General features: G+C 71.4%; 22 protein-coding genes. 6 read left to right on the top strand and 16 right to left on the bottom strand.

Annotated elements, in window-relative coordinates; all coding sequences use genetic code 11:
- Positions 1–89 precede the first annotated feature (89 nt).
- Both J8M51_RS20540 and J8M51_RS20535 read left to right on the top strand, forming a co-directional pair.
- On the top strand, positions 90–659 hold the full coding sequence (locus J8M51_RS20540) for a DUF742 domain-containing protein (RefSeq protein ID WP_086754760.1): 570 nt from the start codon (positions 90–92) through the stop codon (positions 657–659).
- Positions 640–1,221 (top strand): GTP-binding protein, encoded by a 582-nt coding sequence (locus J8M51_RS20535; RefSeq protein WP_013000463.1) that lies wholly within the window; start codon positions 640–642, stop codon positions 1,219–1,221. The genes J8M51_RS20540 and J8M51_RS20535 overlap by 20 nt, the downstream gene beginning before the upstream one ends.
- Positions 1,222–1,482: 261 nt before the next feature.
- Here the strand turns inward: J8M51_RS20535 and J8M51_RS20530 are convergent, their stop codons facing one another.
- The 3 genes from J8M51_RS20530 to J8M51_RS20520 form a co-directional block, all read right to left on the bottom strand.
- The gene (locus tag J8M51_RS20530) at positions 1,483–1,677 is read right to left on the bottom strand and encodes an acyl-CoA carboxylase epsilon subunit (RefSeq protein WP_086754761.1); all 195 of its coding nucleotides are present in this window, start codon (positions 1,675–1,677) and stop codon (positions 1,483–1,485) included.
- Positions 1,678–1,734: 57 nt separating this feature from the next.
- Complete coding sequence (locus J8M51_RS20525; protein ID WP_086754762.1) at positions 1,735–3,318, bottom strand: acyl-CoA carboxylase subunit beta; 1,584 nt, start codon at positions 3,316–3,318, stop codon at positions 1,735–1,737.
- Between the two features lie 165 nt (positions 3,319–3,483).
- Positions 3,484–5,826 carry a polysaccharide lyase 8 family protein gene (locus J8M51_RS20520; RefSeq protein ID WP_086754763.1) on the bottom strand — a complete coding sequence of 781 codons (2,343 nt, stop codon included), beginning with the start codon at positions 5,824–5,826 and terminating at the stop codon, positions 3,484–3,486.
- A gap of 153 nt (positions 5,827–5,979) precedes the next feature.
- Here J8M51_RS20520 and J8M51_RS20515 point away from each other — a divergent pair, with 153 nt between their 5' ends.
- Positions 5,980–6,585 carry a YceI family protein gene (locus J8M51_RS20515; RefSeq protein ID WP_086754764.1) on the top strand — a complete coding sequence of 202 codons (606 nt, stop codon included), beginning with the start codon at positions 5,980–5,982 and terminating at the stop codon, positions 6,583–6,585.
- 343 nt (positions 6,586–6,928) lie between these two features.
- Positions 6,929–7,714: a S1 family peptidase gene (locus J8M51_RS20510; RefSeq protein WP_086754765.1), complete on the top strand. Its 786-nt coding sequence runs from the start codon at positions 6,929–6,931 to the stop codon at positions 7,712–7,714.
- 112 nt (positions 7,715–7,826) lie between these two features.
- On the opposite strand, the gene J8M51_RS20505 is transcribed toward J8M51_RS20510, so the two are convergent.
- Positions 7,827–9,191, bottom strand: coding sequence for a hypothetical protein (locus J8M51_RS20505; RefSeq protein ID WP_267299371.1), 1,365 nt, complete (start codon positions 9,189–9,191; stop codon positions 7,827–7,829).
- A 141-nt stretch (positions 9,192–9,332) separates the two neighbouring features.
- On the opposite strand from J8M51_RS20505, the gene J8M51_RS20500 reads away from it, so the two are divergent.
- Positions 9,333–9,830, top strand: a complete 498-nt coding sequence (locus J8M51_RS20500; protein WP_086761237.1) for a hypothetical protein — start codon at positions 9,333–9,335, stop codon at positions 9,828–9,830.
- A 263-nt stretch (positions 9,831–10,093) separates the two neighbouring features.
- On the opposite strand, the gene cimA is transcribed toward J8M51_RS20500, so the two are convergent.
- The 9 genes from cimA to J8M51_RS20455 all read right to left on the bottom strand — a co-directional run bounded on the left by cimA (position 10,094) and on the right by J8M51_RS20455 (position 21,277).
- Positions 10,094–11,695, bottom strand: coding sequence for a citramalate synthase (gene cimA, locus J8M51_RS20495; protein ID WP_086764760.1), 1,602 nt, complete (start codon positions 11,693–11,695; stop codon positions 10,094–10,096).
- Between the two features lie 336 nt (positions 11,696–12,031).
- Entirely contained in the window at positions 12,032–13,234 is a 1,203-nt protein-coding gene (locus J8M51_RS20490; protein WP_086764766.1) for a TolB family protein, read from the bottom strand.
- A 50-nt stretch (positions 13,235–13,284) separates the two neighbouring features.
- Complete coding sequence (locus J8M51_RS20485) at positions 13,285–14,436, bottom strand: TolB family protein (protein WP_256966378.1); 1,152 nt, start codon at positions 14,434–14,436, stop codon at positions 13,285–13,287.
- A gap of 172 nt (positions 14,437–14,608) precedes the next feature.
- Entirely contained in the window at positions 14,609–15,238 is a 630-nt protein-coding gene (locus J8M51_RS20480; protein ID WP_216590478.1) for a TetR/AcrR family transcriptional regulator, read from the bottom strand.
- The gene (locus J8M51_RS20475; protein WP_086761909.1) at positions 15,235–16,299 is read right to left on the bottom strand and encodes an agmatine deiminase family protein; all 1,065 of its coding nucleotides are present in this window, start codon (positions 16,297–16,299) and stop codon (positions 15,235–15,237) included. The genes J8M51_RS20480 and J8M51_RS20475 overlap by 4 nt, the downstream gene beginning before the upstream one ends.
- An 8-nt stretch (positions 16,300–16,307) precedes the next feature.
- Complete coding sequence (locus J8M51_RS20470; RefSeq protein ID WP_086761911.1) at positions 16,308–17,987, bottom strand: urease subunit alpha; 1,680 nt, start codon at positions 17,985–17,987, stop codon at positions 16,308–16,310.
- Positions 17,984–18,667 (bottom strand): urease subunit gamma, encoded by a 684-nt coding sequence (gene ureA, locus J8M51_RS20465; protein ID WP_086761913.1) that lies wholly within the window; start codon positions 18,665–18,667, stop codon positions 17,984–17,986. The genes J8M51_RS20470 and ureA overlap by 4 nt, the downstream gene beginning before the upstream one ends.
- A gap of 215 nt (positions 18,668–18,882) precedes the next feature.
- A complete protein-coding gene (locus tag J8M51_RS20460) occupies positions 18,883–19,971 on the bottom strand; it encodes a branched-chain amino acid aminotransferase (protein WP_086761915.1) in 1,089 nt (362 codons plus the stop codon).
- A gap of 262 nt (positions 19,972–20,233) precedes the next feature.
- Entirely contained in the window at positions 20,234–21,277 is a 1,044-nt protein-coding gene (locus J8M51_RS20455; protein WP_086761917.1) for a 3-isopropylmalate dehydrogenase, read from the bottom strand.
- A 166-nt stretch (positions 21,278–21,443) separates the two neighbouring features.
- Here J8M51_RS20455 and J8M51_RS20450 point away from each other — a divergent pair, with 166 nt between their 5' ends.
- Entirely contained in the window at positions 21,444–23,027 is a 1,584-nt protein-coding gene (locus J8M51_RS20450; RefSeq protein ID WP_216590482.1) for a purple acid phosphatase family protein, read from the top strand.
- Positions 23,028–23,115: 88 nt separating this feature from the next.
- On the opposite strand, the gene J8M51_RS20445 is transcribed toward J8M51_RS20450, so the two are convergent.
- The 3 genes from J8M51_RS20445 to J8M51_RS20435 all read right to left on the bottom strand — a co-directional run bounded on the left by J8M51_RS20445 (position 23,116) and on the right by J8M51_RS20435 (position 26,226).
- The gene (locus tag J8M51_RS20445; protein WP_267299370.1) at positions 23,116–23,247 is read right to left on the bottom strand and encodes a hypothetical protein; all 132 of its coding nucleotides are present in this window, start codon (positions 23,245–23,247) and stop codon (positions 23,116–23,118) included.
- Positions 23,248–23,590: 343 nt separating this feature from the next.
- Positions 23,591–25,222 carry an L-glutamate gamma-semialdehyde dehydrogenase gene (gene pruA / locus J8M51_RS20440; protein WP_086755438.1) on the bottom strand — a complete coding sequence of 544 codons (1,632 nt, stop codon included), beginning with the start codon at positions 25,220–25,222 and terminating at the stop codon, positions 23,591–23,593.
- Between the two features lie 77 nt (positions 25,223–25,299).
- On the bottom strand, positions 25,300–26,226 hold the full coding sequence (locus J8M51_RS20435; protein WP_086755439.1) for a proline dehydrogenase family protein: 927 nt from the start codon (positions 26,224–26,226) through the stop codon (positions 25,300–25,302).
- Between the last annotated feature and the right edge of the window lie 107 nt (positions 26,227–26,333).

The following is a 26,333-nucleotide window of genomic DNA, read 5'->3' as shown; positions in this document are numbered from 1 at the left end:
GGTGCGTTTTGGCGTCCCGGGGCCGTAAGGTTTCGGGACGCGGCTTCCAATGAGCCATGGATGCCAGCACAGTCGGAGGAGGAGAGAACGTGGCAACACCCCCAGGCGGTTCATCGTCGGGCAACTGGTCCTACCCTGGCCAGGGGCCGGGCCAGGGTGACCAGAACCGGTACAACTTCCCCTCCGCACCGAGCCGCCAGCAGCCGTACGCACCGCAGGGCCCCGGCCCTTCGCCGTACGACCAGCCTCCGGCGCCGCGCATCCAGCCCGTGCAGCCGCAGCGCCGCACTCCTGACCCTTCCCCCTCCGGGGGCGCGCACAACCCCCTGGTGCGCCCGTACGCCATGACGGGCGGACGCACCAGGCCGCGTTACCAGCTAGCCATCGAGGCGCTGGTGCACACCACCGCGCAGCCGCACCAGATGCAGGGCCAGTTGCCCGAGCATCAGCGGATCTGCAACCTCTGCCGAGAGATCAAGTCGGTCGCCGAGATCTCGGCGCTCCTGACCATCCCCCTCGGCGTGGCCAGGATCCTCGTCGCCGACTTGGCGGAGGCGGGCCTGGTCGCCATTCATCAGCCCGGCGGCGACGAGAGCGCCGGCGGCCAGCCAGACGTGACACTGCTCGAAAGGGTGCTCAGTGGACTTCGCAAGCTCTAGCGGCGGTCCTTCCCGCTCCACCACCTCGGCGAAGATCGTGGTGGCGGGTGGCTTCGGCGTGGGCAAGACCACGTTCGTCGGGGCCGTCTCGGAGATCAACCCGCTGCGTACCGAGGCCGTGATGACGTCCGCGTCCGCGGGCATCGACGACCTCACCCACACCGGGGACAAGACGACCACCACGGTCGCCATGGACTTCGGCCGCATCACCCTCGACCAGGACCTGATCCTGTACCTGTTCGGCACCCCCGGTCAGGACCGCTTCTGGTTCATGTGGGACGACCTGGTGCGTGGCGCGATCGGCGCGATCGTGCTGGTGGACACCCGGCGTCTCGCCGACTGCTTCCCGGCCGTCGACTACTTCGAGAACAGCGGCCTGCCGTTCGTGATCGCGCTCAACGGCTTCGACGGCCAGCAGCCGTACAACCCGGACGAGGTCCGGGAAGCGCTGCAGATCGGTCCGGACACTCCGATCATCACGACGGACGCGCGGCACCGGTCGGACGCGAAGTCGGCGCTGATCACGCTGGTCGAGCACGCGCTGATGGCGCGGCTCCGCTAGCCACCGAGCCTTGAACAGGGACCTCTTCCTTCGTGGGAGGGGTCCTTGTTCGTTGTCGGGTGCGGGTCCGGTGGGGCTTCTCGCGCAGTTCCCCGCGCCCCTGAAAAGCAGGGGCTGCGCCCCGTGCTTTTCGTCCCGAAAGGGCCGTAGGCCCTTAAGGGGCGCGGGGAACTGCGCGAGAAGCCCCACCGGCCGCCAGCCGACGACGCACGCGAAGGGCCCCCTCCCATGCGGAAGGGGGCCCTTGCGACGAACTTGGGCTCAGCGCCAGCTGTGCGGCGCCCGGAATCCCGGCTCGCGCTCCAGGCGGCGCCACCCCGCGCGGAGGCGGCCTCGGTGGACCGGGACGGTCTCGGCGGGCTGGGCGGCGGCGCGGGCCAGGAGGAGGGCAGTGATCGCGGCCACTTCCTCGGGCTCGGCGTGGCCCTTCTCGACGCGAATATCAGGCAGCTTCATGGGTGTCAGTCTCCGTGGATGAGGTTTCCGCAGCGGAACCGCGAAGGAACCGTCGGGTTACTGCGGCGGGTTGCCGTGCTTGCGGGACGGCAGGTCCGCGTGCTTGGTGTGGAGCATCGCGAGGGAGCGGATGAGGACCGCGCGGGTGTCCGCGGGGTCGATCACGTCGTCCACGAGGCCGCGCTCGGCCGCGTAGTACGGGTGCATCAGCTCGGCCTTGTACTCCTTGACCATCCGGACCCGCATCGCCTCGGGGTCCTCGGCCTCGGCGATCTGCCGCCGGAAGATGACGTTGGCGGCACCCTCGGCGCCCATGACGGCGATCTCGTTGGTCGGCCACGCGTACGTGAGGTCCGCGCCGATGGACTGGCTGTCCATGACGATGTAGGCACCTCCGTACGCCTTGCGCAGGATCAGGGAGATCCGGGGAACGGTCGCGTTGCAGTAGGCGTAGAGCAGCTTCGCGCCGTGGCGGATGATTCCGCCGTGCTCCTGGTCGACTCCCGGGAGGAACCCGGGCACATCCAGCAGCGTGATGATCGGGATGTTAAAAGCATCACACATCTGGACAAAGCGTGCAGCTTTTTCGGAGGCCTCGATGTCCAGGACACCCGCGAGGGACTGCGGCTGGTTGGCGACGATGCCCACCACCTGGCCGTCGAGCCGGCCCAGGGCGCAGATGATGTTGCGGGCCCAGCGCTCGTGGACCTCCAGGTAGTCGCCGTCGTCGACGATCTCCTCGATGACCTTGGCCATGTCGTACGGCCGGTTGCCGTCGGCCGGGACCAGGTCGAGCAGGACGTCGCTGCGGCGGTCGGCGGCGTCGGAGGCCTCCACGCGCGGCGGGTTCTCGCGGTTGTTCTGCGGCAGCATCGACAGGAGGTAGCGCACCTCGGCGATGCAGGTCTCCTCGTCGTCGTACGCGAAGTGCGCGACGCCGGAGGTCTCGGCGTGCACGTCGGCGCCGCCGAGGCCGTTCTGGGTGATCTCCTCGCCGGTGACCGCCTTGACGACGTCCGGGCCGGTGATGAACATCTGCGAGGTCTCGCGGACCATGAAGACGAAGTCGGTGAGGGCGGGGCTGTAGGCCGCGCCGCCCGCGCAGGGGCCCAGCATGACCGAGATCTGCGGGATGACGCCCGACGCCCGGGTGTTGCGCTGGAAGATGCCGCCGTAGCCGGCCAGCGCCGAGACGCCCTCCTGGATACGGGCGCCCGCGCCGTCGTTCAGCGAGACCAGCGGGGCACCGGCCGCGATGGCCATGTCCATGATCTTGTGGATCTTGGTGGCGTGGGCCTCGCCCAGCGCGCCGCCGAAGATGCGGAAGTCATGGGCGTAGACGAAGACCGTGCGGCCCTCCACCGTGCCCCAGCCGGTGACGACACCGTCGGTGTACGGCTTCTTGGCCTCCAGACCGAATCCGGTGGCCCGGTGCCGGCGCAGCTGCTCGACCTCGTTGAAGGAGCCCGGGTCCAGCAGCAGCTCGATGCGCTCCCGGGAGGTCAGCTTGCCCTTGGCGTGCTGCGCCTCGGTCGCCTTCTCGCTGGGGCCGGCCAACGCCTGGGCACGGATCTCGTGCAGTTCGGCCACTCGCCCGCGCGCGTCCGTCGGCTCACCCGGTGCCTCATCCAAAACGGTCATGTAGCGACCATACGAAGCCGAGCGAGGAAAGCGGTCCGTCGACTCCGTACAGTCTCCGGCGTGTTTTCCTGGTACCCCTGAACAGAACCCGGTCGGCATGCAGCCGAACCGACTGCTCAGGGGGTGTGGGGCTTGTAGAGGTCACACAAAGGCGGGTCGGGTCGCTCAGGGGAGAGTCAGCTCACAGGTGTGGGTGGCGCAGGCCGTGCCCGGGGTGACGCGGAGCCGTAGCCGACCGGGGGCCGCCTCCAGCACCTCGACCGGGTCGTCCGCCCGGACCACCTCGCGGAACGGGCCATTCCAGATGATCTCCATCGGCTCGCCGGTGCGCGGAGGTTCGCTCACGCAGAGGGTAGCGGTCCTCCCCCGGAAGCGGACCAGCGCGCTCGCTCCGGCGGAGGCGGTCAGCGGGCCCACCGTACCGGGCTGCCAGAAGTTGGCGGCGATCAGCCCCAGCGAGGGGACGTGGACGGCCTGACAGGTGCTGTCGTTGGCGGGGATCGACAACCAGCGGCGGTCGGCGGCACGGGCCTCGACGGCGTGGCGGGAGGCTCCGGGCATGAGCAGATAGGCGTAGCGGGCGTTCACCGGATCGGTGCCGTGGTCCAGCCAGAGGGTCTGCCGGCGCCGGGTGCGGCGCTCGGTCGTACTGCCGGTGTTGATGTCGGACCAGGCGCCGGTGCGGTCCTCGCGGAGGGTGCGCAGGGCGGCTTCCGTCGCGTCGTCGAAGACCCAGCCGCCGTGGCCCGCCAGATGCGCCCAGCGGCGGCCCCGGGCGAGCGGCCGGAGAGCCGCCGTACTCCCCGGCTCGCCCAGGTTCCGGTTGTCGACGACCGTCTCCACCGGCACGCCGTCCGCGCAGCTGATGCCCGCTCCCAGGCAGATGACGGCGTCCGCGACGCAGAACCACGACTTGCGGGCGGCGAGCGTGGAGCCGAGCCCCTTGAGGTGCTGGCCGATCGCCGCGTACTCGCCGTCCGTGGTGCCGCCGACCCAGCGGACGTCGGGTTTCGGCGCTCCCCATTCGCCGCCCTCCCGGTCGGCGAGCCGTCGCGTCGAGACGGTGGTGCCGGGGAGGCGGTACCAGTCGACGGTGGGCCAGAACCAGTCCGTGTACTGATCGGCCCGGCCGCCGTGGCCCTCGGCCCACCAGAGGGTCAGGCCCGCGCCCGTGTGCCAGCCGCGCGGGTTCTCGCCGTTGCCGCACTCGTAGTGGGCGATGCGGTCGGAGGCCATGGCGATGTTGACGGTGAAGTCCGGGCGGCGGTGGACGGCCCGGTCCATGGCGGGGAAGAGCCGGTGCCCGACGGGCTCGGGCGCGGCGGCGACCGGGGAGGCGGCGACGGCGTGCAGCCGGGCGAGATCCGCGACGCCGAACTGCCGTGCTGTGAGGATCGGTGTCACCGTGTCGCGTGCGATCCAGCCCTTGATCCGCCCGTGCCACCGCTCGCGCTCGGCGGCGGTGGCGCCGAGCGCGAGCAGGGCGATGGCGGCGATGATGCCCTGGCCGTGGAAGTGGTCGCTCCGCAGGATGTGGCGGTCGTCGCCCCTCAGGTAACCCCGGCTGATGGCACGGCCGTTGACGCTGTCCATCACCAGCCCGTCGTGGATGAGGGGGGCGTACGCCCGCTCCACGGAGTCGAGGACGATCTGCCGGTTCGGATCGGTCACCGCCCAGGTCGACCCGGCCAGCAGCGCGAAGAGCCGCCCGAGGCCGTCGAGCAGGACCTGCCCGTACGTCCCCGGGTAGGCGACCCAGGTGTGCTGCACGAAGGAGCCGTCGGCGTAGAGGCCGTCGCCCCGGGTGACGTACGGGAAGACGGGCGAGAGGGCGTCCCGGGCGAGGGCGATCTTCTCGGGGGCGCGGCCGAGGATGCCGCGCAGGGCCACGGAGCGGCAGAGGTCGACGCGGTTGGCACCGGTGGAGGTGCCGGTGTAGTCGCGGAGCAGGTCGTCGGGGATGAAGTGGTCGATGGCGGCGCAGGCGGCGGCGCGGCGGTCGGGGGTCAGGTCGTCGTGGAGGGCGGTGACGATGTCCAGCAGGAGGCGGGGGCTGCCGATCTGCCACTCCCACCAGTTGCCGTAGCGGGTGGTGGCGGGGTGGTAGACGGTCGCGGTGAGGTGGTCGAGGCCGCGCACGATGTCCGCGAGGAGGCCGGGGTCGCCGGTCGAGCCGGTGCCCGGCTGTGCGTAGGCCTGGGTCATCGTCCACAGACGGCTGTAGCTCTGGGTGATCCCGGCGGGCGGGTCGAAGGGGTGGCCCGGCCAGAGGGAGCCGGCGGTGGGGGCCATGGCCGCGCGGAACGCGTGGGCGAGGTCGCCGGTCTCGCGCAGCCGGCTCGCGTAGGGCTCGGCGGCGGGGTCGTAGCCGGTGCCGAGCGCGAGGGCCGACCAGCGGCGGCGGAGGGTGTCGTACTCGTCGTCGGCCGCGTGCGCGACGGGGGTGGGTGCGGTCGCCGCGGCGAGGGTCGCGGCGAGGAGCAGGACGGTACGGCGCGTGGGGGTCATGCCCCTGCCGTGTATCACCTGAGTGCCGCGGGATCAACAATGCGTGACACAATGATCACTGGATCGACACGGTTGAAACTTGAACGGAATAGGTCTACGGTAGGCCGTGTTCAGTTCGTTGAACGTTGAACAACATCACTCAAGGAGCACGTCATGGGCATCTTCGGCCGCAGCACCACGACCACCGACACCGCCACCGTCGCCGCGGTGAACCCGGAGCTGGCCGCGCTGACCGGTGACTACGCGATCGACGCGTCCCACACCACGATCGGCTTCACGGCCCGGCACGCCATGGTCACCAACGTCAAGGGCGGCTTCCTCGACTTCTCCGGCAGCCTGCACCTGGACGGCTCGGACCCGTCCCGGTCCACCGCCTCCATCGACGTCAAGATGGAGAGCATCGACACCGGCAACGCCGACCGTGACGGTCACCTGAAGAGCGCGGACTTCTTCAGGACGGACGAGTTCCCGACGATGACCTTCCGCTCGACCGGGGCGGAGGCCCTGGGCGGCGACGACTACCGCATCACCGGCGACCTCTCCATCCTCGGCACCACCAGGCCGCTCACCATCGACCTGGAGTTCAACGGCTCCGCCAAGGACCCGTTCGGCAACGAGCGCGTCGGCTTCGAGGGCAAGGCGGAGATCCTGCGCTCCGAGTGGGGCCTCACCTGGAACGCGGCGCTGGAGACCGGTGGCGTCCTGGTCTCGGACAAGATCAAGCTGAGCTTCGACATCTCGGCGATCCGCAACGCGTGATCCGTCGGCGGCGGCACCCCGCCGTTCCGACCCCTGTCGAGCACACCCGCTCCCCGGCCCCGTGCCGGGAGGGCGGGTGCTCGGCGTTTCAGGAGGGCCGGGCCGTTCCGGCCTCGCCACCGCCGGGGCGGTGTCCCTTCCGCCGATCTTCGGAAGCTGGCTGGTTCACGCCTCTTGTGTGGGGGCTTTCGGCGTTCTCATAATCCTGCAACAGAAATTGACCTGGGCATGCCATCAAGGGTGATTTCCTGTCGCCCCTTTGGCATGCCTGCGTCATTTTTGCTTCGGTTCACACGTCAACGCACAAGTCATCGCATGTCAACCCCCCACGGAAGGCATCACGTTGAAGCGACTCATCACCGCTCTGAAGAGATGCGCGGTTGTCGGTGCCGCCGCGCTCGCGGTCGCCAGTCTCCAGCCCGTGTCGGCGGCCACGGCCGCGCCGGCGCCGGTGGTCGGCGGAACGCGCGCCGCGCAGGGCGAGTTCCCGTTCATGGTCCGGTTGTCGATGGGCTGTGGCGGCGCGCTCTACACGCAGCAGATCGTGCTGACGGCCGCGCACTGTGTCGGCGCGACCGGCAACAACACCAGCATCACGGCCACGGCCGGTGTCGCGGACCTGCAGAGCACCAGCGGCCGGGTCCAGGTCCGCTCCACCAAGGTGTACCGGGCCCCCGGCTACAACGGCACCGGCAAGGACTGGGCCCTCATCAAGCTCGCCCAGCCGATCAACCTGCCCACGCTGAAGATCGCCACCACCACGCAGTACAACACCGGTGACTTCACCGTCGCCGGCTGGGGCGCGGCCGTCGAGGGCGGTGCCCAGCAGCGGCACATGCTCAAGGCCACGGTGCCGTTCATCGGCGACGCCACCTGCCGGGCCTTCGGCGGTCTGTACAGCGGCCTCGTCGCGAGCGAGGAGATCTGCGCCGGCTTCGCCGCGGGCGGCGTCGACACCTGCCAGGGCGACTCCGGCGGCCCGATGTTCCGCAGGGACAACGCCGGCGCCTGGATCCAGGTCGGCATAGTCAGCTGGGGCGACGGCTGCGCCCAGCGCAACGCGCCCGGTGTCTACACCGAGGTGTCCACCTTCGCGTCCCAGATAGCGGCGGGTGCGGCCACGCTCTGAGCGGAGTCCCGCACCAGCTCTCGTACGACGTCCACGGGTCCGGCGGCTCCCAGCGCCGGGCCCGTGCCCGTTCCTGTGCCCGTTCTCTCGGCGGGGCGCGCCGGCCGCGTGCTCAGAAGCCGCCGCCGAAGTCCCCGCCGCCACCGAAGTCACCGCCGCCGAAACCGCCGGTGAAGTCGCCGGTGTCGAAGTCGCCGCCCGAGACGTCTCCGCCGCCGTAGCCGGAGGCCGCGCCGAAGTCGCCGTAGCCGGAGCCGTACATGGCAGCGTAGGACGGGGTGGCCATCATGCTGCCGAGCAGGGTGCCGACGAGGAGGCCGGGGAGGAGCGCGCCGCCGTAGTAGCCGCCCGCCCAGGGGCCGTAGGCCGGGCCCGCGTCCCAGTAGGGGCGGCGTCCGCCGGAGACCGTCTCCACCTCGCGGATCATGGGGTCCTGACCGTCGGCGAGCCGGGCCCGGTCGGCGGCGCAGACCGGGACCTCGCGTTCGGTGCCGGTGCCCGGGGTCCACGGGACGTCCGCGACGGAGGGGCCGTGGCGGGGGTCGAAGAAGCAGGGGGCGCGGCGTTCGGGGAGGGGGAGGCCCTGTCTGCGGGCGGCGAGCTGGGTGAGGGAGAAACGGCCGTCCTCCAGGGTCTGGGTGACCGCGCGGACCTCCTCGGGGCGGGTGGCCGCCGCCATGAGCGACTTGGCCTTCTCGTAGGCGTCCAGAGCCCGTTCGTAGTCGGCGCGCATCGCGTCGTCGGCGCCCGCCTCGGCGGGATGGAAGTCCAGCCGGTCCAGTTCCTCGCCGAAGGCCGTGATGTCCTCGTCCACCACCACGGCGAGCCTGGCCAGCGCCTCGCGGCGCTCCTCCTCCTTCTTGCGCCGGTTCCGGCGGACCAGCGCGTACGCTCCCACGCCGCCCGCGGCCACCACCGCGCCCGCCACGGCCAGGGCGCCCGCGTCCACGCCCGTGTCGCCGCCGTCGCTCCAGCCGGCCGGGGCCGTGCCGCCGGGGTTGCTGCGCAGGGCGTCGTCCACGAAGTCGTTGAGCTGGGCCTTCGGGTCCCCGGCGCCCTGGACCGAGGTGACCAGGTTCCGTACGGCCTCGCGGCTCAGGACTCCGCTGTCGGCGCGGGCGTCGAAGCGGTCGCCCAGGCGGACGGCGTAGAGACCGGTGACGCCCGTCTCCGTGCGGAGGTTCTGGAAGAGGTTCGCGGTCGGCTGATCGGCCGGGAGGACCGCGACGAAGATCGGCTCGTCGGCGTCCTCGATCTTGTCGGCGAGGGCCTCGGCGTCCGCCGAGGAGAGCAGACCGGAGGCGTCCGGATCGACATAGACGGGGCTCTCGCGCAGGGCCGCGGCCACCGTCGAGAGATCGGTGGCCGCGTGCGCGCCCGGCGCACCGGCCGACAGCACCGCCAGGGTCGCGAGTGCCGTCGCGGCGAGCGGCAGCATGAGGAGGCGGAGCAGACGTCGGACCGATGCGCCCTTCATACCTTCGAAGCTACCTCGATCGGCGCGAAAAGGACGATCCGATCGGTGGCGGGGCTGCGGGAGGGTGCGGGACGGCTGTACAACCGTTCGAGAGGGTGCGGGTCATCCGGCACGACGGGGATGTGGACGGGGGCGGACAGGATGCGGCGAAGGGTTCTCGCGGTGGTGGGCGCGGTGGCCGGGGCGGTGCTGTTGAGCGGCTGCTCGGCGGAGGATCTGCCGCTGGCGGCCGTGACCGTGGACGCGGACGGGACACCCCGGGTGCTGATGCGGCCGTGCGACGACGACTCCTACGAGGCGCCGGCCCTCTCCGGCTGGGCCGGCGCGTACGAGGACGAGCCGAGTGACGACGAGACGGACACGACGCTCTGGGCGGCGGACGGTGAGTGGTCGGGGGACCGGGAGTTCCCGCTCTTCTCGCCGCCGGGTGCGTGGAAGGCCGAGGTGAGGGGGGAGCGGCGGCTTCGGTCCGGCCACGCGTACCGGTTCGTCTTCTACGGGCAGACGGACGACTACGCGAACGGGGCGGTCGTCTTCACCACGGAGGATCTGGGGCGGCTGGCGAGCGGGCAGGTGTGGGCGGACTACCGGGCGATGAGTGTGGCGGAGTTCGAGGAACTGGCGTCGGACTCGTGCTGAGGGCTCCGCCGGGCGGGGTGGGTGGGTGGTTGTCGGGTGCGGGTCCGGTGGGGGCTGGTCACGCAGTTCCCCGCGCCCCTGGGAGCCCAGGCCCCTGCGGGCCTGGAAGACCAGCCCTCCGCGGCCTGAAAGACCACCGGCGGCGGGCCTGAGAAGCACGGGGCGCAGCCCCTGCTTCTCAGGGGCGCGGGGAACTGCGCGAGAAGCCCCACCGGACCCGCACCCGCCGAAGAACCCGCACCCCCGAGCTGTCGGGCGCCCTGCTACTCCGGCTCGACACCCGCCCGCAGCAACCCGTACGTGTAGGCGTCCTCCAGCGCCTGCCACGACGCGGCGATCACGTTGTCGGCGACCCCCACCGTGGACCACTCGCCCGTCCCGTCCGTCGTGGAGATCAGCACCCGCGTCGTGGAGTTCGTGCCGTGCTTGCCCTCCAGGATGCGGACCTTGTAGTCGACGAGCTCCAGCTTGGCGAGCTGGGGGTAGATCTTCTCCAGGGCGACCCGGAGGGCGCGGTCGAGCGCGTTCACCGGCCCGTTGCCCTCCGCCGTGGCGACGATGCGCTCGTCCTTGGCCCACAGCTTGACCGTGGCCTCGTTGGCGTGGCTGCCGTCGGGGCGGTCCTCGACGATCGCCCGCCAGGACTCCGTGCGGAAGTACCGCCGCGGCTCGCCCGCGACCTCGTCGCGCAGCAGGATCTCGAAGCTGGCGTCGGCGGCCTCGTAGGTGTAGCCCTTCAGCTCGCGCTCCTTGACCCGCTCGACGACCCGGCCGACCAGCTCGCGGTCGCCGCCGAGGTCGACGCCCAGCTCCTTGCCCTTGAGCTCGATGGAGGCGCGGCCGGCCATGTCGGAGACCAGCATCCGCATGGTGTTGCCGACCTGCTCGGGGTCGATGTGCTGGTACAGGTCCGGGTCGACCTTGATCGCGGAGGCGTGCAGGCCCGCCTTGTGCGCGAAGGCGGAGACACCGACGTACGGCTGGTGGGTCGAGGGCGTGAGGTTGACGACCTCGGCGATGGCGTGGGAGATACGGGTCATCTCGCGCAGCGCGCCCTCGGGGAGGACCTGCTTGCCGTACTTCAGCTCCAGCGCGGCGACGACCGGGAAGAGGTTGGAGTTGCCGACGCGCTCGCCGTAGCCGTTGGCGGTGCACTGGACGTGGGTCGCGCCCGCGTCGACGGCGGCGAGGGTGTTGGCGACCGCGCAGCCGGTGTCGTCCTGGGCGTGGATGCCGAGGCGGGCGCCCGTGTCGGCGAGGACGGTGGCGACGACGGCCTGGACCTGGGCGGGGAGCATGCCGCCGTTGGTGTCGCAGAGGATCACCACGTCGGCGCCGGCCTCCGAGGCGGCGCGGACGACGGCCTTGGCGTACTCGGGGTTGGCGCGGTAGCCGTCGAAGAAGTGCTCGCAGTCGACGAAGACCCGGCGGTCCTGGGACCGGAGGTAGGACACCGTGTCGCGGACCATCTCCAGGTTCTCGTCCAGGGTGGTGCGCAGCGCCAGCTCCACATGGCGGTCGTGGGACTTGGCGACGAGCGTGACGACGGGCGCACCGGACGCGACCAGGGCCTTGACCTGCGGGTCCTCGCTCGCCTTGGCGTTCGCGCGGCGGGTGGCGCCGAACGCGACCAGCTGGGCGTGCTTGAAGTCGATCTCCTTCAGCGCGCGGGCGAAGAACTCGGTGTCCCGCGGGTTCGCGCCGGGCCAGCCGCCCTCGATGAAACCGACGCCGAAGTCGTCCAGGTGCCGTGCGATGGCCAGCTTGTCCGCGACCGTGAGGTTGATGCCCTCACGCTGGGCGCCGTCGCGCAGGGTGGTGTCGAAGACGTGGAACGAGTCGTCGAGTTCGCTGGTGTCCGTCATGGTGTCAAGGCTCCTGCTGTTGGATCCCGCTGGATCTCGGTCTGTACCGGAATGACCGGCTCCACCGCCCCCAATGGTCCCTCGCGCTGCGCTCCCGGCTGAAGATGGGCCAGAAAAGCGAAAAACCCCTCGCGGGTGCGAGAGGTCTGCGCGCGGGTCGAGGACGACGGTGTCCGCCCGTACCTGGTCGTACGTGGCGGTCACTGCGGACCGGCGCGCCTGCTGCCAATAATCGTGGCGAACGAGAGCACGGGGGCAGTCTGGCACAGACCGCCCCCGTGCTCACCGTCCGTCTCAGGATGCGAACAGCGCGCCGATCACCTCATGGGCACCCCGTCACCGCGTGTGGCGTACGAAGACGTCCCGGGCGTCGTTGGTGTCGCCGCCCGGGACCAGGGACGGGTCCTGGGACTCGAAGGCGATCCGGGCGGCGCCGTCCGCGATCATGCCGGGCTCGACGTACGCCGTGGCCGTGCCGCCGGTGGTGTCCGGGGTGAGCAGGACGGTGGTGCCCTTCTTCAGGTCCCGGAGGTACACCGGGTACTCGGCGCCGTCCTGGCTGCCCGCCTCCTCCACCCAGGACGTGAAGGTGACGAAACGGCCGTCGGCGCCGACCGCCGGGTTGCGGGTGTGGGCGGCGTGCGGTCCGCCGTGGGTGGCGTGCAGACGGCGGTTCTTGCCGGTGGCGACGGTGTGCGCGAACACGTTCCAGCTGCCGTCGTCGTCGCCGGGGACCAGGTGGGTGTCGCGGGACTCGAAGACGACCGTGCGTCCGTCGCCGCTGATCGAGGGTTCCAGGGACTCCCGTTCGGTCGGGGAGCCGTCGTACGAGCGGTCGATCAGGGTGCGCTTACCCGTGGCGCGGTCGAGCATCCAGATGTCGCCCCAGTCGTCGCCGCGCGGTCCGCCCGCGTACGTGTACTGGTAGACGACCCGGTTGCCGTCGTCGCTGACGGTCGGGGCGAAGGCGTTGCGGGTCTCCCAGGTCGGCTTCGGGTGGCTGATCCGCTCGGTGGTGCCCTTGGCGCGGTCGCGCAGGAAGACGACGTAGCCCTCCTCCTCGCTGGAGGCGACGTAGACGGCGTGGCGGGCGTCGGCGCCGAGGGAGATCTCGCCGGAGGGGGTGAAGCCCTTCGGGAGGCCGGTGTCGAGCCGTTCGGTGCGGCCGGTGCGCCGGTCGTGCAGCCTGAAGGTGCTGCCGACGGCGACGTACCGGCCGTCGGCGCTGATCGACGGGGCGAGGCCGGCCGCCACGCGCTCCAGTTTCCCGGTGCGCAGATCGCGGACGAAGACACCGCCGGGCTTGCCCGGTACGAGGTCCGTGGCGGTCGAGGAGAAGGCCGTGTACCGGCCGTCGCGGCTGATCACCGCGTGCCCGGAGTCGCCGCCGCCCGCCTTCCCGCCGGGTGTGACGCTGATCGGTTCGGTGTGCGGTGCCGCGGCCCGAGCGGTGGGCGCGGCACCGGCCGGAAGCCCGGTGAGCGCCACCGCGACCGCGACGAACGCGGCGCCGAGTGCGATGCGTGTGCTGGCGTACAAGATCCGTTCCCCCTGTGTGCCCGGTGAACTCCGGTGTGTGGAGGGCCGGTTCAGCGGCCCCACCGGATGAACACGTCCGCGACGCCGTTGGTGTCGTCCGGGACCAGGTCGTCAGCCGTGGAGGTGAACACCACGGCGCGGCCGTGACGGGTGACCGCGCCCGGGAGCGCGGTACCGGTCGTGGTCACGGGCCGGTGCGCGCCGGTGCGCAGATCGAGGAGGGTCAGTGCGCCGTCCCGGCCGAGCAGGGCGTACCGGCCGGTGGCGTCGCCGGCGACCGCCGTACTGCCCGCGGGTCCCACCGGTTCGGTGCGGCCGGTGCGCCGGTCGTGGACGTACGGCTGGGGCGTGCCCGGGGTCGGTGACGTGGCCGGTGTCGTGGTGAGGAGGACCCGGCGGCCGTCGTCGGAGAGCTGGGCGAGGGTGGAGCCGGCGGCCGGGTCGGGGTCCACCCGGTGGGTCGTGCCCGTCCGCCGGTCCTTGACGTAGACCCGGCCGAGCGGGCCCGAGGCGGTGCGCACCAGGACACCGTAGGCGACGGTACGGCCGTCCGCGCTCAGCCGGGCGTGGGTGATCATGCCCTCGGGCGGCAGCGCGGTGATCTGCTCGTCGGTGCCGGTGACCAGGTCGCGGACGTACAGCACCCGGGCGAACTGGTCACCGTGGCGGTTGCCGATCGTGTAGGCGACGGGCCGGCCGTCGGCGCTGATCGCGCTCACCGTGCCCAGTTCGTAGGAGCTGCCGTCCGGCTCCCGCGCGGGCCACAGCGCCTGTGTCCGGCCGGTCGCGCGGTCGTACACGTACGGGCGCGGGAAGCGGTTGCTGTTGTTGTAGGCGATACGGCGGCCGTCGGCGCCGATCATCGGGCCGCCGGTGTACTGCAGGTCCTCGGGGACCTGCGTGAGCCGTCCGGTGCGCAGGTCCTTGACGTACAGGAGCTGGTCGGAGCCGCCGCCGGGGTCGGCCGTGGCGAACACCGCGTACCGGCCGTCGGCACTGACGGCCGCGCCGGAGGAGGCGCCGGGCAGCTGGCCGCCGTCGGGGGCGGTGCTGACGCGTTCGACGCGCGGGGCGTGCCCGTCGGGTGAGGGGTGCGGCGTCGCCGCGGTGGCGCTCGGGGCGGCGGTGAGCGCGAGCAGCAGCGCCGAGGCCAAGGAGACCGGTGACACGGCACCTGAGCGGGCGTCGCGGTGCTTGGACACTTGTGCGGCTCTGGACACGGCTCCCCCGAAACCTTGTCGTCCCCCGGCCCTTCGCCGAGGGCTCACGGCGATACAAACGCATCACCCACCCCGGGTCAATGCGCTCGATTACGTACAACCCGGGCGGCTGATCGCCTGTCCGCGAACACCGCACGCGCCATGACCGGTGCGCTCAGCCGAGTGACTCGTCGAGGAACTCCCCTACGTGGGACAGGATCTGGCCACGGTCCGTCCCGCGCAGCCCGATGGCCACATGGATGGAGAAGCCGTCGAGCAGGGCCCGCAGCCGGGCGGCGACCCGGTCCGGGTCGACCTCGCGGAACTCCCCCTTCGACACACCCTCCGCGAGCAGGGCCACCAGGTCGCGGTGCCAGGCGCCCTCGATGGCGGCCTGCCGGTCGCGGGCGTCGTCGTCGGCGTTCTGCGAGCGGTTCCAGACCTCCAGCCAGAGCGTCCAGTGCGGGTCGCGGTGGCCGTCCGGGACATACAGGTCCACGTACGCTTCCAGCCGTTCGCGGGCGGTGTCCGTACGGGTGAGCAGCCGGGCGCGTTCGGCGCCGAGCCGGCCCTCGCTCCACTCCAGGGTCCGCAGCAGGAGTTCGTCCTTGGAGTGGAAGTAGTAGAGGAGATGGCCACTGCTCATGCCGACCTCGCGGCCGAGCGCCGCCATGGTCAGCTTCTCCAGACCCCGTTCGGCGATCATGCCCATGGCGGCGGCCAGGACGTCCTCGCGGGGCGGGGCGGTGTTGCGGCGCCGGGCCGTGGTGAGCGGCGGCTGCGGCGGGGGCGGTGGCGTGGTCATCCGTACGTTTCTACCTGACGCCGGGGGGCTGTCCTCGGCTGCTGCTGGGTGACGCAGTGGATGCCGCCGCCGCCCGCGAAGACGGTGCGGGCGTCGACGAGCGTGACCGTCCGCTCCGGGAAGAGGCGGCGGAAGATCCCGGCGGCGATCTCGTCGCGCGGATCGTCGAAGCCGCACAGGACGACTCCGCCGTTGACGAGGTAGTGGTTGATGTAGGAGTAGTCGGCCCAGCGGCCGTCCGCCTCCAGCACGGTCGGCGCGGGGACCTCGACGACCTCCAGGCGCCGCCCGCACGCGTCGGTCTCGGCCCGCAGCAGGCCGATGATCTCCCGGGTGATCCGGTGGTCGGGGTGGGCCGGGTCCGGCTGGGAGTGGGCCACGACCACGCCGGGCCGGGCGAAGGCCGCCACGATGTCGACATGGCCGAGGGTGCCGTAGCCGTGGGGCGGATAGTCGCCGGTGAGGCCGCACGGCAGCCAGATCGCCTTGCGGGTGCCGAGCAGGGCGTGCACCTCCGCCTCCGCCTGCTCGCGGCTCCAGCCGGGGTTGCGCTCCGGGCCGAGCTGCACGGTCTCCGTGAGCAGGACCGTCCCCTCGCCGTCGACATGGATCGCCCCGCCCTCGTTGACCAGCTTCGAGGTGTACGTCCGGGCGCCCGCCAGCTCGGCGACCTGCCCGGCGATCCGCGCGTCGTGCTCCCAGCGGGCCCAGGGCTGGGCGCCCCAGCCGTTGAACGTCCAGTCGACGGCGGCCAGTTCACTTCCGTCGGTGAGGAAGGTGGGCCCGATGTCCCGCATCCAGGCGTCGTCCAGTTCCCGTTCCACGGTGTCGACGTCCTCGCCCAGCAGGGTGCGCGCCTGCCTCGACTGCCCCGGCCCGCACACCACGGTCACCGGTTCGAACCGGCGCACGGCACGGGCGACGGACGCCCAGGCCCGCCGGGCCTCCGCCAGGTCGTCCGGGTCCTCGAAGGTCGGGTTCGGCCCCGGCCACGCCATCCAGGTGCGCTCGTGCGGGGCCCACTCGGGGGGCATACGGAAACCGTCGGCGGCAGCGGACATGGCGGTCCTCAGAGGAAGTAGAGGCGGTTGAGGGAGACGGACTCGGCCGGCGCGGAGCGCAGCGGTTCGCCGTCGAGGGTGACCAGTCCGGTGCGCTGGTCCACGTCGACCGATCCGGTACGGGAGTTGAGGCGCAGATCGGCCGGGCCGATCCCCCGGGTGCCGTGCACGGCGACCCTGCGGCGCCGGGTCGGCAGCGTGTCACCGCCCTGGTCGAGGGCGGCCCGTGCGACGAAGGCCACGGAGAGGTCGGCGGGCGTGGCGCCGTACGCCCCGAACTGCGGCCCCAGGACCAGGGGTTCACAGACGTCCGTCGCCGCGTTCGGGTCGCCGACCACGCCGTACGCCGGGAAGCCGGACTTCAGCACGAGCTGGGGCTTGGCGCCGAAGTACTCGGGCCGCCACAGCACGAGGTCGGCCAGCTTGCCGACCTCGATGGAGCCGATCTCGTGCGAAAGGCCGTGGGCGACGGCCGGGTTGACGGTCAGCTTGGCGATGTAGCGCAGGACGCGCTCGTTGTCGTCGCCGTCGTCCGGGGAGCCGAACTCGGCCTTCATCTTCCCGGCCATCGCGAAGGTCCGCCGGACGGTCTCCCCCGCGCGGCCCATGCCCTGCGCGTCCGAGGAGGTGATGCCGATGGCGCCCAGGTCGTGCAGGACGTCCTCGGCGCCCATCGTCCCGGCGCGGATGCGGTCGCGGGCCAGCGCCGCGTCGCCGGGCAGGTCGGTCTTGAGGCCGTGGACGGAGACGATCATCCCGTGGTGCTCGGCGACGGCGTCCCGGCCGAAGGGGAGGGTCGGGTTGGTGGAGGAGCCGATGACGTTCGGGACCCCGGCCATCTTCAGGACGTTCGGTACATGGCCGCCGCCGCAGCCCTCGATGTGGAAGGCGTGGACGGTCCGGCCCTCCAGCACCCGCAGGGTGTCCTCGACCGACAGGCACTCGTTCAGCCCGTCGCTGTGCAGGGCGACCTGGACGTCGTGCTCCTCGGCGACCCGCAGGGCCGTGTCCAGCGCCCGGGTGTGGGCGCCCATGTCCTCGTGCACCTTGAAACCGGAGGCGCCGCCCTCGGCGAGGGCCTCGACCAGGGGTGCCGGGTGGGACGACGAACCCCGGCCCAGAAAGCCGATGTTGACCGGCCAGGCGTCGAAGGCGTTGAAGGTGTGCCGCAGCGCCCAGGGCGAGTTGACCCCGACGCCCCACACCGGCCCGAACTCCTGCCCGATGATCGTGGTCACCCCGGAGGCGAGCGAGGCCTCCATGATCCGCGGCGACAGCAGATGGACATGGGTGTCGACGGCCCCGGCGGTGGCGATCAGCCCCTCGCCGGAGACGATGGAGGTGCCCGTGCCGACGACGACCTCGACCCCGTCGAGGGTGTCGGGGTTCCCGGCCCGCCCGATCGCGCTGATCCGCCCCTCGCGGATGCCGATGGACACCTTCCGGACGCCCTGCACCGCGTCGATCACCACGACATTGCTGATCACGACGTCACAGGTCTCCCGGACGGCCGCCGCCCTGAGGTGCAGCCCGTCCCGCGCGGTCTTCCCGAAGCCGGCCAGGAACTCGTCGCCGTACCGCTGGGAGTCCGACTCGACGCGGATCACGAGCCCCGAGTCCCCGAGCCGGAGGCGGTCGCCGGCGCGGGGGCCGTGGGTGGCCGCGTAGGCATGGGGATCGGCGCTCATCGGTCCGCCCCCAGGTAGCCGCAGGCGGCGGCCCGGCGCAGGGCCTCCTCCTTGGCGCCGGGCGCGTCCAGCTCCCCGTCGACGAGACCGGCGAAGCCGATCGCGGTCCGGGCGCCCCCGATCGGCACGAGCCCGACCTCCGCGCTCTCCCCCGGCCCGAACCGCACCGACGACCCGGCGGGGACGGCGAGCCGCATCCCGTACGCCGCCGCCCGCGCGAAGTCGAGCCGGGGGTTGGCCTCGAAGAAGTGGAAGTGGGAGGTGACGGAGACCGGCACACCGGCGGTGTTGGTGACCGTGAGCCGGACGACCGCCTCGGGTTCGGTGTGTGCCGGACCCGGCAGGAGTGCGCCGGGCGCGCCGGACCCGAGCCCCGCGGCGGCGAGGGGGTCGGAGACCACCGCCAGCCGTGACCCGTCGTCGAAGACGGCCTCGACCTGGACCTCGGTGACGATGTCCGCGACACCCGGCAGGACGTCGTCGGGGCCGAGCACGCTCCGCGCCCGCGTGATCGCCTCGGCGAGCCGCACCCCGTCCCGGGCCGCCTCGCACACCGTGTCCGCGATCAGGGCGGTCGCCTCGGGCACGTTCAGCCGCAGGCCCCGCGCCCGGCGGGCCCTGGCCAGCTCGGCGGCGCCGAAGAGGAGCAGCCGGTCGCGTTCGGTGGGGGTGAGTCGCATACGGCGACACCTCCTTGCGCCCTCGTTCACCATGTCTTAGAACGCCACTCTAAGCAGAGGGAACCCGAGCAGGGAAGGGTGCGAGATGCAAGGGCGGCTCTCGATTGAGCAACGCTCTAAGAGGCGGGCGCCAGGAGAAGCGGGCCCGAACACGGCAGGGCCGCCGCGGACGAGGCGTCCGTGGCGGCCCTGACGAGGAAGTGGTGCGGCCGGGGTCAGCCCAGCTCGTGCATCCAGCCGTGCTTGTCCTCGACCGTGCCGCGCTGGATGTTCAGCAGCGCCTCGCGGAGCTTGAGGGTGACGGGGCCGGGCTCGCCGGCGGACTGCTGCCAGGCGGCGCCGGTGCGCTTGACCGTGCCGACGGGGGTGATGACGGCGGCCGTACCGCAGGCGAACACCTCGGTGAGGGCACCGCTCTCGGCGTCGGCCTGCCACTGGTCGACGGAGATCCGGCCCTCCTCGGCGGTGTACCCGAGGTCGGCGGCGACGGTCAGCAGGGAGTCACGGGTGACGCCCTCCAGGATGGAGCCGGTGAGCGAGGGGGTGACGATGCGGTCGCCGTACACGAAGTACAGGTTCATCCCGCCCAGCTCCTCGACCCAGGTGCGCTCGACCGCGTCGAGGTAGCAGACCTGGGCGCAGCCCTCGGCCGCCGCCTCGGCCTGGGCGAGCAGGGAGGCCGCGTAGTTGCCGCCGGTCTTCGCGTCGCCCATGCCGCCGGGGACGGCGCGGACGTGGTCCTCGGAGACCCAGATGGAGACCGGCTTCACGCCGCCGGGGAAGTAGGCGCCGGCCGGGGAGGCGATGACCAGGAACAGGTACTCGTTGGCGGGCTTGACGCCCAGGCCGACCTCGGTGGCGATCATGAAGGGGCGCAGGTAGAGGGATTCCTCGCCGCCATGGGCCGGAACCCAGGCCTGGTCCTGCCGGACCAGCGCGTCACAGGCCTCGATGAACGTCTCGACCGGCAGCTCCGGCATGCCGAGGCGGCGGGCGGAGGCCTGGAAGCGCGCCGCGTTCTTCTCCGGGCGGAAGGTGGCGACGGAGCCGTCGGGCTGCCGGTAGGCCTTCAGGCCCTCGAAGATCTCCTGCGCGTAGTGCAGGACCATGGTGGCCGGGTCGAGGGAGAGCGGCGCGTACGGAACGAGCTGGCCGTCGTGCCAGCCGCGGCCCTCGGTCCACTTGATGACGACCATGTGGTCGGTGAAGTGGCGGCCGAAGCCGGGGTCGGCCAGGACCGCGTCGCGCTGCGCGTCGGAAAGTGGCGAGGCCGAGGGCTTGAGCTCGATCGTGGGCGTCGTCATGAGTGGTTGTCCTTCACCGGTTGTGTGTGACGGGCCGCGCTCACGTCCGCACTGCCGGTGGCGACTGCTAGGACGTCCGAGCATTGCCTCATTCGGCGGCTCCGCGTTCGATTATCGCAAGCGGAGTCGGCGGACGAAAACGGCGTGAATGCGACCCAGGGATGATGGTGACACCCGGCGGGACCATGGGGAAGTCATACGGAAGCCGCCGGGTGCTGGTGCGACCCGGCGGCTTCGAAAGAACTTCGAGTGGCGCGGCGGGTCAGCCGGCTACTCGTACGGCGAGCGCGTCGCCGATCTCGTCCGTCGAACGGGCGGGCTTGCCCACGCGCTCCGCGAGGTCGGTGGAGACGGCCTCCTCGATCCGCGCGGCCTCGGTCTCGTAGCCGAGGTGGCGCAGGAGCAGGGCGACGGACAGGACCGTGGCGGAGGGGTCGGCCTTGCCCTGGCCGGCGATGTCGGGCGCGGAGCCGTGCACCGGCTCGAACATCGAGGGGTACTCGCCGGACGGGTTGATGTTCCCGCTGGCGGCGACGCCGATGCCGCCGGAGACGGCCGCGGCGAGGTCGGTGATGATGTCGCCGAAGAGGTTGTCGGTGACGATCACGTCGAACCGGGCCGGGTCGGTGACCAGGTAGATGGTGGCCGCGTCGACGTGGATGTAGTCGGTGGTGACCTCGGGGAACTCCTCGGCCACCTTGTTGAAGATGTTCGTCCACAGGTGACCGGCGAAGGTCAGCACGTTGTTCTTGTGGACGAGGGTGAGCTTCTTGCGCGGGCGGGCCTGGGCGCGGGCGAACGCGTCGCGGACCACGCGCTCCACACCGAAGGCCGTGTTCACGGAGACCTCGGTGGCGACCTCGTGCTCGGTGCCCTTCCTGATGGTGCCGCCGTTGCCCGTGTACGGGCCCTCGGTGCCCTCGCGGACCACGACGAAGTCGATCTCGGGCTGACCGGCGAGCGGGGTGGCGACACCGGGGAGCAGCTTCGACGGACGCAGGTTCACGTGGTGGTCGAAGGCGAAGCGGAGCTTGAGCAGGAAGCCGCGCTCCAGGACCCCGGAGGGGACGCTCGGGTCGCCGATGGCGCCGAGCAGGATCGCGTCGTGCTTCTTCAGCGCGTCGAGGTCGGCGTCGGTGAGGGTCTCACCGGTGGCGTGGTAGCGCCGGGCGCCGAAGTCGAACTCCTTGGTCTCCAGCTTCACGTCCTGCGGAAGGACGGCGGAGAGGACCTTGAGCCCCTGCGCCACGACTTCCTGACCGATGCCGTCACCGGGGATCACTGCGAGATTCAGGCTGCGAGACATGACGGCACCGTACTCCTTGTCCCAGGGGATGACATGGGGTGTCCGCGATACGGACGCGCGAAGGGGTGACCGGAGGGCGGCGGCGGAGGGTGACGGTGCCCACACGTCACCCCGCGTTCACCCGTACGGGGGGCGGGTGTTGGGATTCGCTGGGAACTTCGACTGCATGGATATACCCGACTTCGGCATCCCGCCGCAGCTCGCGCGCCGGATGAGCATGGCCGAGCAGCACGAGTACCTGCGTACGAAGCTGACGCGCCGCCGCACGCTGGTGACGGCCGGCTCGCTCGCGGCGGGCGGGCTGCTGACCGGCTGCGGCGGCTCCGGATCGTCGGCCTCGCCGAACGCGACGACCTCGTCGTCCTCGTCCCCGTCGCCCGCCACGTCCGGGCTCCCCGGCTCCGCCGTCACCCCCTTCGGCCGCCATCTGGCCTTCGGCGGCGACCCGAAGACCCAGATGCGGATCTCCTGGCAGGTACCGCTCGCGGTGAGGAAGCCGTACCTCCGGGTGGGTCTGAAGCCGGAGGAGCTGACCCGGAGGATCGAGGCCGAGGTCCGCGCCCTGCACACGCCGGGCGTCGAGGGCGTACGCCTGGAACTGGAGCAGTACTACCTGCACGCGGCGCTGGACGGGCTGCGCCCCGGCACGACGTACTACTACGGCGTCGGGCACGAGGGCTTCGACCCGGCCTCCCCGGAGCGCCGCTCGACGATCGGCAGCTTCCGCACCGCGCCGGCCGCGCCCGGGACGTTCGTGTTCACCGCGTTCGGCGACCAGGGCGTCGGCAAGGCCGCGGCGGCCAACGACAACCTGATCGTCCGCCAGAAGCCCGCCTTCCATCTCCACGCGGGCGACATCTGCTACGCGAACGGCAACGGCAAGGGGGTGGAGTCGGACGGCTACGACCCCGCGTTCTGGGACCTGTTCCTCAAGCAGAACGAGTCGGTGGCCCGGTCCGTGCCGTGGATGGTGACCACCGGCAACCACGACATGGAGGCCTGGTACTCGCCGGACGGCTACGGCGGCCAGCTCGCCCGCTGGTCCCTCCCGGACAACGGCTTCGACCCGCGCTCGTCCCCGGGGGTGTACGCGTTCACCTACGGCAACGTCGGCTTCGTGGCGCTGGACGCGAACGACGTCTCGTACGAGATCCCCGCCAACTTCGGCTACTCCGGCGGCCGGCAGACCGCGTGGCTGGACCGGAAGCTCGGCGAGCTGCGGGCGGCGAAGGGCGTCGACTTCATCGTCGTCTTCTTCCACCACTGCGCCTACTCGACGTCCGCGCACGCCTCCGACGGCGGTGTCCGCGACACCTGGCTGCCGCTGTTCACCAAGCACCAGGTGGATCTGGTGGTCAACGGCCACAACCATGTCTACGAGCGGACCGACGCCGTCAAGGACGGCGAGGTCGGCAGGGCGGTCCCGATCGGCGCGTCGACCGACCCGACCCGGGACGGGATCGTGTACGTCACGGCGGGCGGCGGCGGGCGCGACCTGTACGGCTTCCCGTCGGGCGTGAAGGAGAGCTACGAGGGGCACGTCACCCGCCACGACGCCGTCGAGACCTTCGAGTGGACGAAGTCGCGCAGGTCGAAGGCGGAGACGGTGGAGTGGTCACGGGTGCGCTACCGGGGCTTCTCCCTGCTCTCCGTGGAGGTGGAGAGCGGCGCGCGCCCGGTCCTGAAGGTGTCGGCGCTGGCCCAGGACGGCGAGCGCGTGGACCACTTCGAGGTGCGGCGCGGGGCGTGAGTCCGCTTCGGGGTACGGCGCGGCGCGGGCGTCCACCCGTGGCCGCGCCGCACGCCGAAGGGGTGCGGCTCCCGGCTGACGGGGGCGCTCAGTGCCCGGTCGAACCGCCGTTGTCCCTGCGGTCGAGGGCGCGCTGAAGGGCGGCGGCGGCGTTCTTGCGGTCGGACTCGGTGGTCCGGGAGATGTGACGGACTCGGCGGCGGACGGTCGTCTCGGCCATGGGGAATCGACTCCTTCGAGGCATTCCGGAGTACGGAAACGGGAGGGGTACGAGACGCCGGGTGGGGCGGGGAGCGGGGCCGCAGGGGTTGCCTGCCTCGGGCTCCGGCTCACGACCGCCATTCGCTGGATCGAGCGAGACGTTCGGCTCCTACAAAGCTAGGCGAGAGGCGCGCGTCTGTCTCTACAAGTAGTCGGACTTCCTACTATCTGAGACGGCGGGTTGCGTCACATGTCGGGTGCGGGTCCGGTGGGGGCTTCTCGCGCACCCGCAGCCGCCCACGCACCGGACCCCCCGAGCCGGAACGCGCTCAGGGGGTCACGGAAGAGGGGCGTGGCCGATCTCAGCCCATGTGCGGGTACGTGTAGTCCGTCGGCGCCACCAGGGTCTCCTTGATCGCGCGGGTCAGGGTCCAGCGCATCAGGTTCTGCGGGGCCCCGGCCTTGTCGTTGGTGCCGGAGGCCCGCCCGCCGCCGAAGGGCTGCTGCCCGACGACCGCACCGGTGGACTTGTCGTTGATGTAGAAGTTGCCGGCCGCGTAGCGCAGCTTCTCCATCGTGTACGCCGCCGCCGCGCGGTCCCCGGAGATGACCGCGCCGGTCAGGGCGTAGTCGGAGACCGACTCCATCTGGGCCAGCATGGCGTCGTACTCGTCGTCCTCGTACACGTGCACGGCGAGGAACGGGCCGAAGTACTCGGTGGTGAAGACCTCGTTGGCCGGGTCGGTGCACTCCACGACGGTCGGGCGGACGAAGTAGCCGACCGAGTCGTCGTAGGAGCCGCCCGCGACGATCGTGCAGGTCGGGTCGGCCTTGGCGCGGTCGATGGCCGCCTTGTTCTTGGCGAAGGCGCGCTCGTCGATGACGGCGCCGACGAAGTTGGCGAGGTCGGTGACATCGCCCATGGTCAGGTAGTCGACCTCGGCGGCGAACTCCTCCTTGAAGCCGGAGTTCCAGATCGACGCCGGGATGTACGCCCGGGAGGTCGCGCTGCACTTCTGGCCCTGGTACTCGAAGGCGCCCCGGGTGAGCGCGGTCTTGAGCACCGCGCGGTCGGCGCTCGGGTGGGCGACCACGAAGTCCTTGCCGCCGGTCTCGCCGACCAGGCGCGGGTAGGAGCGGTACTTCTCGATGTTCGCGCCGACCGTCTTCCACAGGTACTGGAAGGTCTTGGTCGAGCCGGTGAAGTGGATGCCGGCGAGGTCACGGTGTTCGAGGGCGACCTCGGAGACCTCGATGCCGTCGCCGGTGACGAGGTTGATGACGCCCTTGGGCAGCCCCGCCTCCTCCAGCAGCCGCATCAGCAGCACGGCGGCGTGGGTCTGGGTCGGCGACGGCTTCCAGACGACGACATTGCCCATCAGGGCCGGGGCGGTCGGCAGATTGCCCGCGATCGCGCTGAAGTTGAAGGGCGTGATCGCGTAGACGAAGCCTTCGAGGGGGCGGTGGTCGAGGCGGTTCCAGACGCCCGGGGAGTTCGCCGGCGGCTGCTCGGCGAGCAGGTCACGGGCGTACTTGACGTTGAAGCGCCAGAAGTCGACCAGTTCGCAGGGGCAGTCGATCTCGGCCTGCTGGGCGGTCTTCGACTGGCCCAGCATGGTGGAGGCGGCCAGCGTCTCGCGCCAGGGGCCGGCGAGCAGTTCGGCGGCGCGCAGGATGATCGCGGCGCGGTCGTCGAAGGACATCGCGCGCCAGGCGGGCGCGGCGGCGAGGGCCGCGTCGATGGCGTCCCGGGCGTCCTGCCGGGTGGCGTTGGCGTAGGTGCCGAGGCGGGCCTTGTGGTTGTGCGGCTGGACGACGTCGAAGCGGTCGCCGCCGCCCATCCGCTTCTCCCCGCCGATGGTCATCGGCAGCTCGACCGGGTTCTCGGCCAGCTCCTTCAGCCTGGCCTCCAGCCGGGCCCGCTCGGGCGAGCCGGGGGCGTAGCCGTGCACCGGCTCGTTGACGGGGGTGGGGACCTGGGTCACAGCGTCCATGGTTTCCATGTCTCCTTGACGTGAGCGGTGTCGTGAGCGGTGTCGTGTGCCGGGTGGTGTCCTCGGCGAGCGGCGGCTCAGCCCTTGCTGACCATCGAGCGGGCGAAGAAGCGCAGGTTCGCCGGCTTCTCCGCGAGGCGGCGCATGAAATAGCCGTACCAGTCGGTGCCGTACGCGGTGTAGACCCGCATCCGGTGTCCCTCGGCGGCGAGCCGCAGATGCTCGTCGCCGCGGATGCCGTACAGCATCTGGAACTCGTACTCGTCGGGCTTGCGCCCGGCCCGGCGGGCGAGTTCCTGGGCGATGGAGATCAGGCGCGGGTCGTGGGACCCGATCATCGGGTACCCCTCCCCGTCCATCAGGATCTTCAGGACGCGGACGTACGCCTTGTCGATCTCGGCCTTCTGCTGGAAGGCGACGGAGACGGGCTCCTTGTAGGCGCCCTTGACCAGCCGCACCCGGCTGCCGTTCTCGGCGAGGCGGCGGGCGTCGGCCTCGGTGCGGAACAGGTAGGCCTGGATGACGCACCCCGTCTGCGGGAAGTCCCGGCGCAGCTCGTCGTGGATGGCGAACATCGAGTCGAGGGTGGTGTGGTCCTCGGCGTCGAGCGTGACCGTGGTCCCGATCGCCGCGGCGGCCTCGACGACCGGGCGGACGTTGGCGAGGGCCAGCTCGTGACCGCGCTCCAGCGCCTGGCCGAAGAGGGAGAGCTTGACCGACATCTCGGCGCGCTCGCCCAGCTCCAGTTCCTTCAGCCGGTCGATCAGCTCCAGATAGGCGTCACGGGCGGCGGCGGCCTGCTCCGGACGGGTGATGTCCTCGCCGACGACGTCCAGCGTCACCTCCAGGCCCCTGCCCGTGAGGTCCCGGACGACCGGGACGATGTCGTCGACCCGTTCACCGGGGATGAAGCGGTCGACGACCTGCTTGGTGACGGGCGCCGCCGAGATCAGGCGTCGCATCCGGTCGCTGCGCGACGCGGCGAGAATCACGGGACCCAGCACGGGGCACCTCCACAGACCAGCAGATAGAACCACCGTGAAACCTAAGGATCCCCCCGTACGGCGGCCATCGACAGCTGTCACGTATCCGTGCCGCAGATCTCAGACAG

It is taken from the genome of Streptomyces griseiscabiei, from assembly GCF_020010925.1.
GTDB lineage: Bacteria > Actinomycetota > Actinomycetes > Streptomycetales > Streptomycetaceae > Streptomyces > Streptomyces griseiscabiei.
The sequence above is the reverse complement of the archived record's forward strand: the minus strand, read 5'-3'. Positions and strand labels throughout refer to the sequence as shown.

What these genes read in the sequence shown, in the direction of transcription:
- ureA (WP_086761913.1), bottom strand. Translation starts at nt 18,667, where the DNA reads ATGCGACTCACCCCCACCGAACGCGACCGGCTGCTCCTCTTCGGCGCC.
- J8M51_RS20455 (WP_086761917.1), bottom strand. Translation starts at nt 21,277, where the DNA reads ATGTCTCGCAGCCTGAATCTCGCAGTGATCCCCGGTGACGGCATCGGT.
- J8M51_RS20450 (WP_216590482.1), top strand. Translation starts at nt 21,444, where the DNA reads ATGGATATACCCGACTTCGGCATCCCGCCGCAGCTCGCGCGCCGGATG.
- cimA (WP_086764760.1), bottom strand. Translation starts at nt 11,695, where the DNA reads ATGACGGACACCAGCGAACTCGACGACTCGTTCCACGTCTTCGACACC.
- J8M51_RS20470 (WP_086761911.1), bottom strand. Translation starts at nt 17,987, where the DNA reads ATGAGCGCCGATCCCCATGCCTACGCGGCCACCCACGGCCCCCGCGCC.
- J8M51_RS20505 (WP_267299371.1), bottom strand. Translation starts at nt 9,191, where the DNA reads ATGAAGGGCGCATCGGTCCGACGTCTGCTCCGCCTCCTCATGCTGCCG.
- J8M51_RS20475 (WP_086761909.1), bottom strand. Translation starts at nt 16,299, where the DNA reads ATGTCCGCTGCCGCCGACGGTTTCCGTATGCCCCCCGAGTGGGCCCCG.
- J8M51_RS20525 (WP_086754762.1), bottom strand. Translation starts at nt 3,318, where the DNA reads ATGACCGTTTTGGATGAGGCACCGGGTGAGCCGACGGACGCGCGCGGG.
- J8M51_RS20500 (WP_086761237.1), top strand. Translation starts at nt 9,333, where the DNA reads ATGCGGCGAAGGGTTCTCGCGGTGGTGGGCGCGGTGGCCGGGGCGGTG.
- J8M51_RS20480 (WP_216590478.1), bottom strand. Translation starts at nt 15,238, where the DNA reads ATGACCACGCCACCGCCCCCGCCGCAGCCGCCGCTCACCACGGCCCGG.
- J8M51_RS20445 (WP_267299370.1), bottom strand. Translation starts at nt 23,247, where the DNA reads ATGGCCGAGACGACCGTCCGCCGCCGAGTCCGTCACATCTCCCGGACC.
- pruA (WP_086755438.1), bottom strand. Translation starts at nt 25,222, where the DNA reads ATGGACGCTGTGACCCAGGTCCCCACCCCCGTCAACGAGCCGGTGCAC.
- J8M51_RS20460 (WP_086761915.1), bottom strand. Translation starts at nt 19,971, where the DNA reads ATGACGACGCCCACGATCGAGCTCAAGCCCTCGGCCTCGCCACTTTCC.
- J8M51_RS20515 (WP_086754764.1), top strand. Translation starts at nt 5,980, where the DNA reads ATGGGCATCTTCGGCCGCAGCACCACGACCACCGACACCGCCACCGTC.
- J8M51_RS20520 (WP_086754763.1), bottom strand. Translation starts at nt 5,826, where the DNA reads ATGACCCCCACGCGCCGTACCGTCCTGCTCCTCGCCGCGACCCTCGCC.
- J8M51_RS20530 (WP_086754761.1), bottom strand. Translation starts at nt 1,677, where the DNA reads ATGAAGCTGCCTGATATTCGCGTCGAGAAGGGCCACGCCGAGCCCGAG.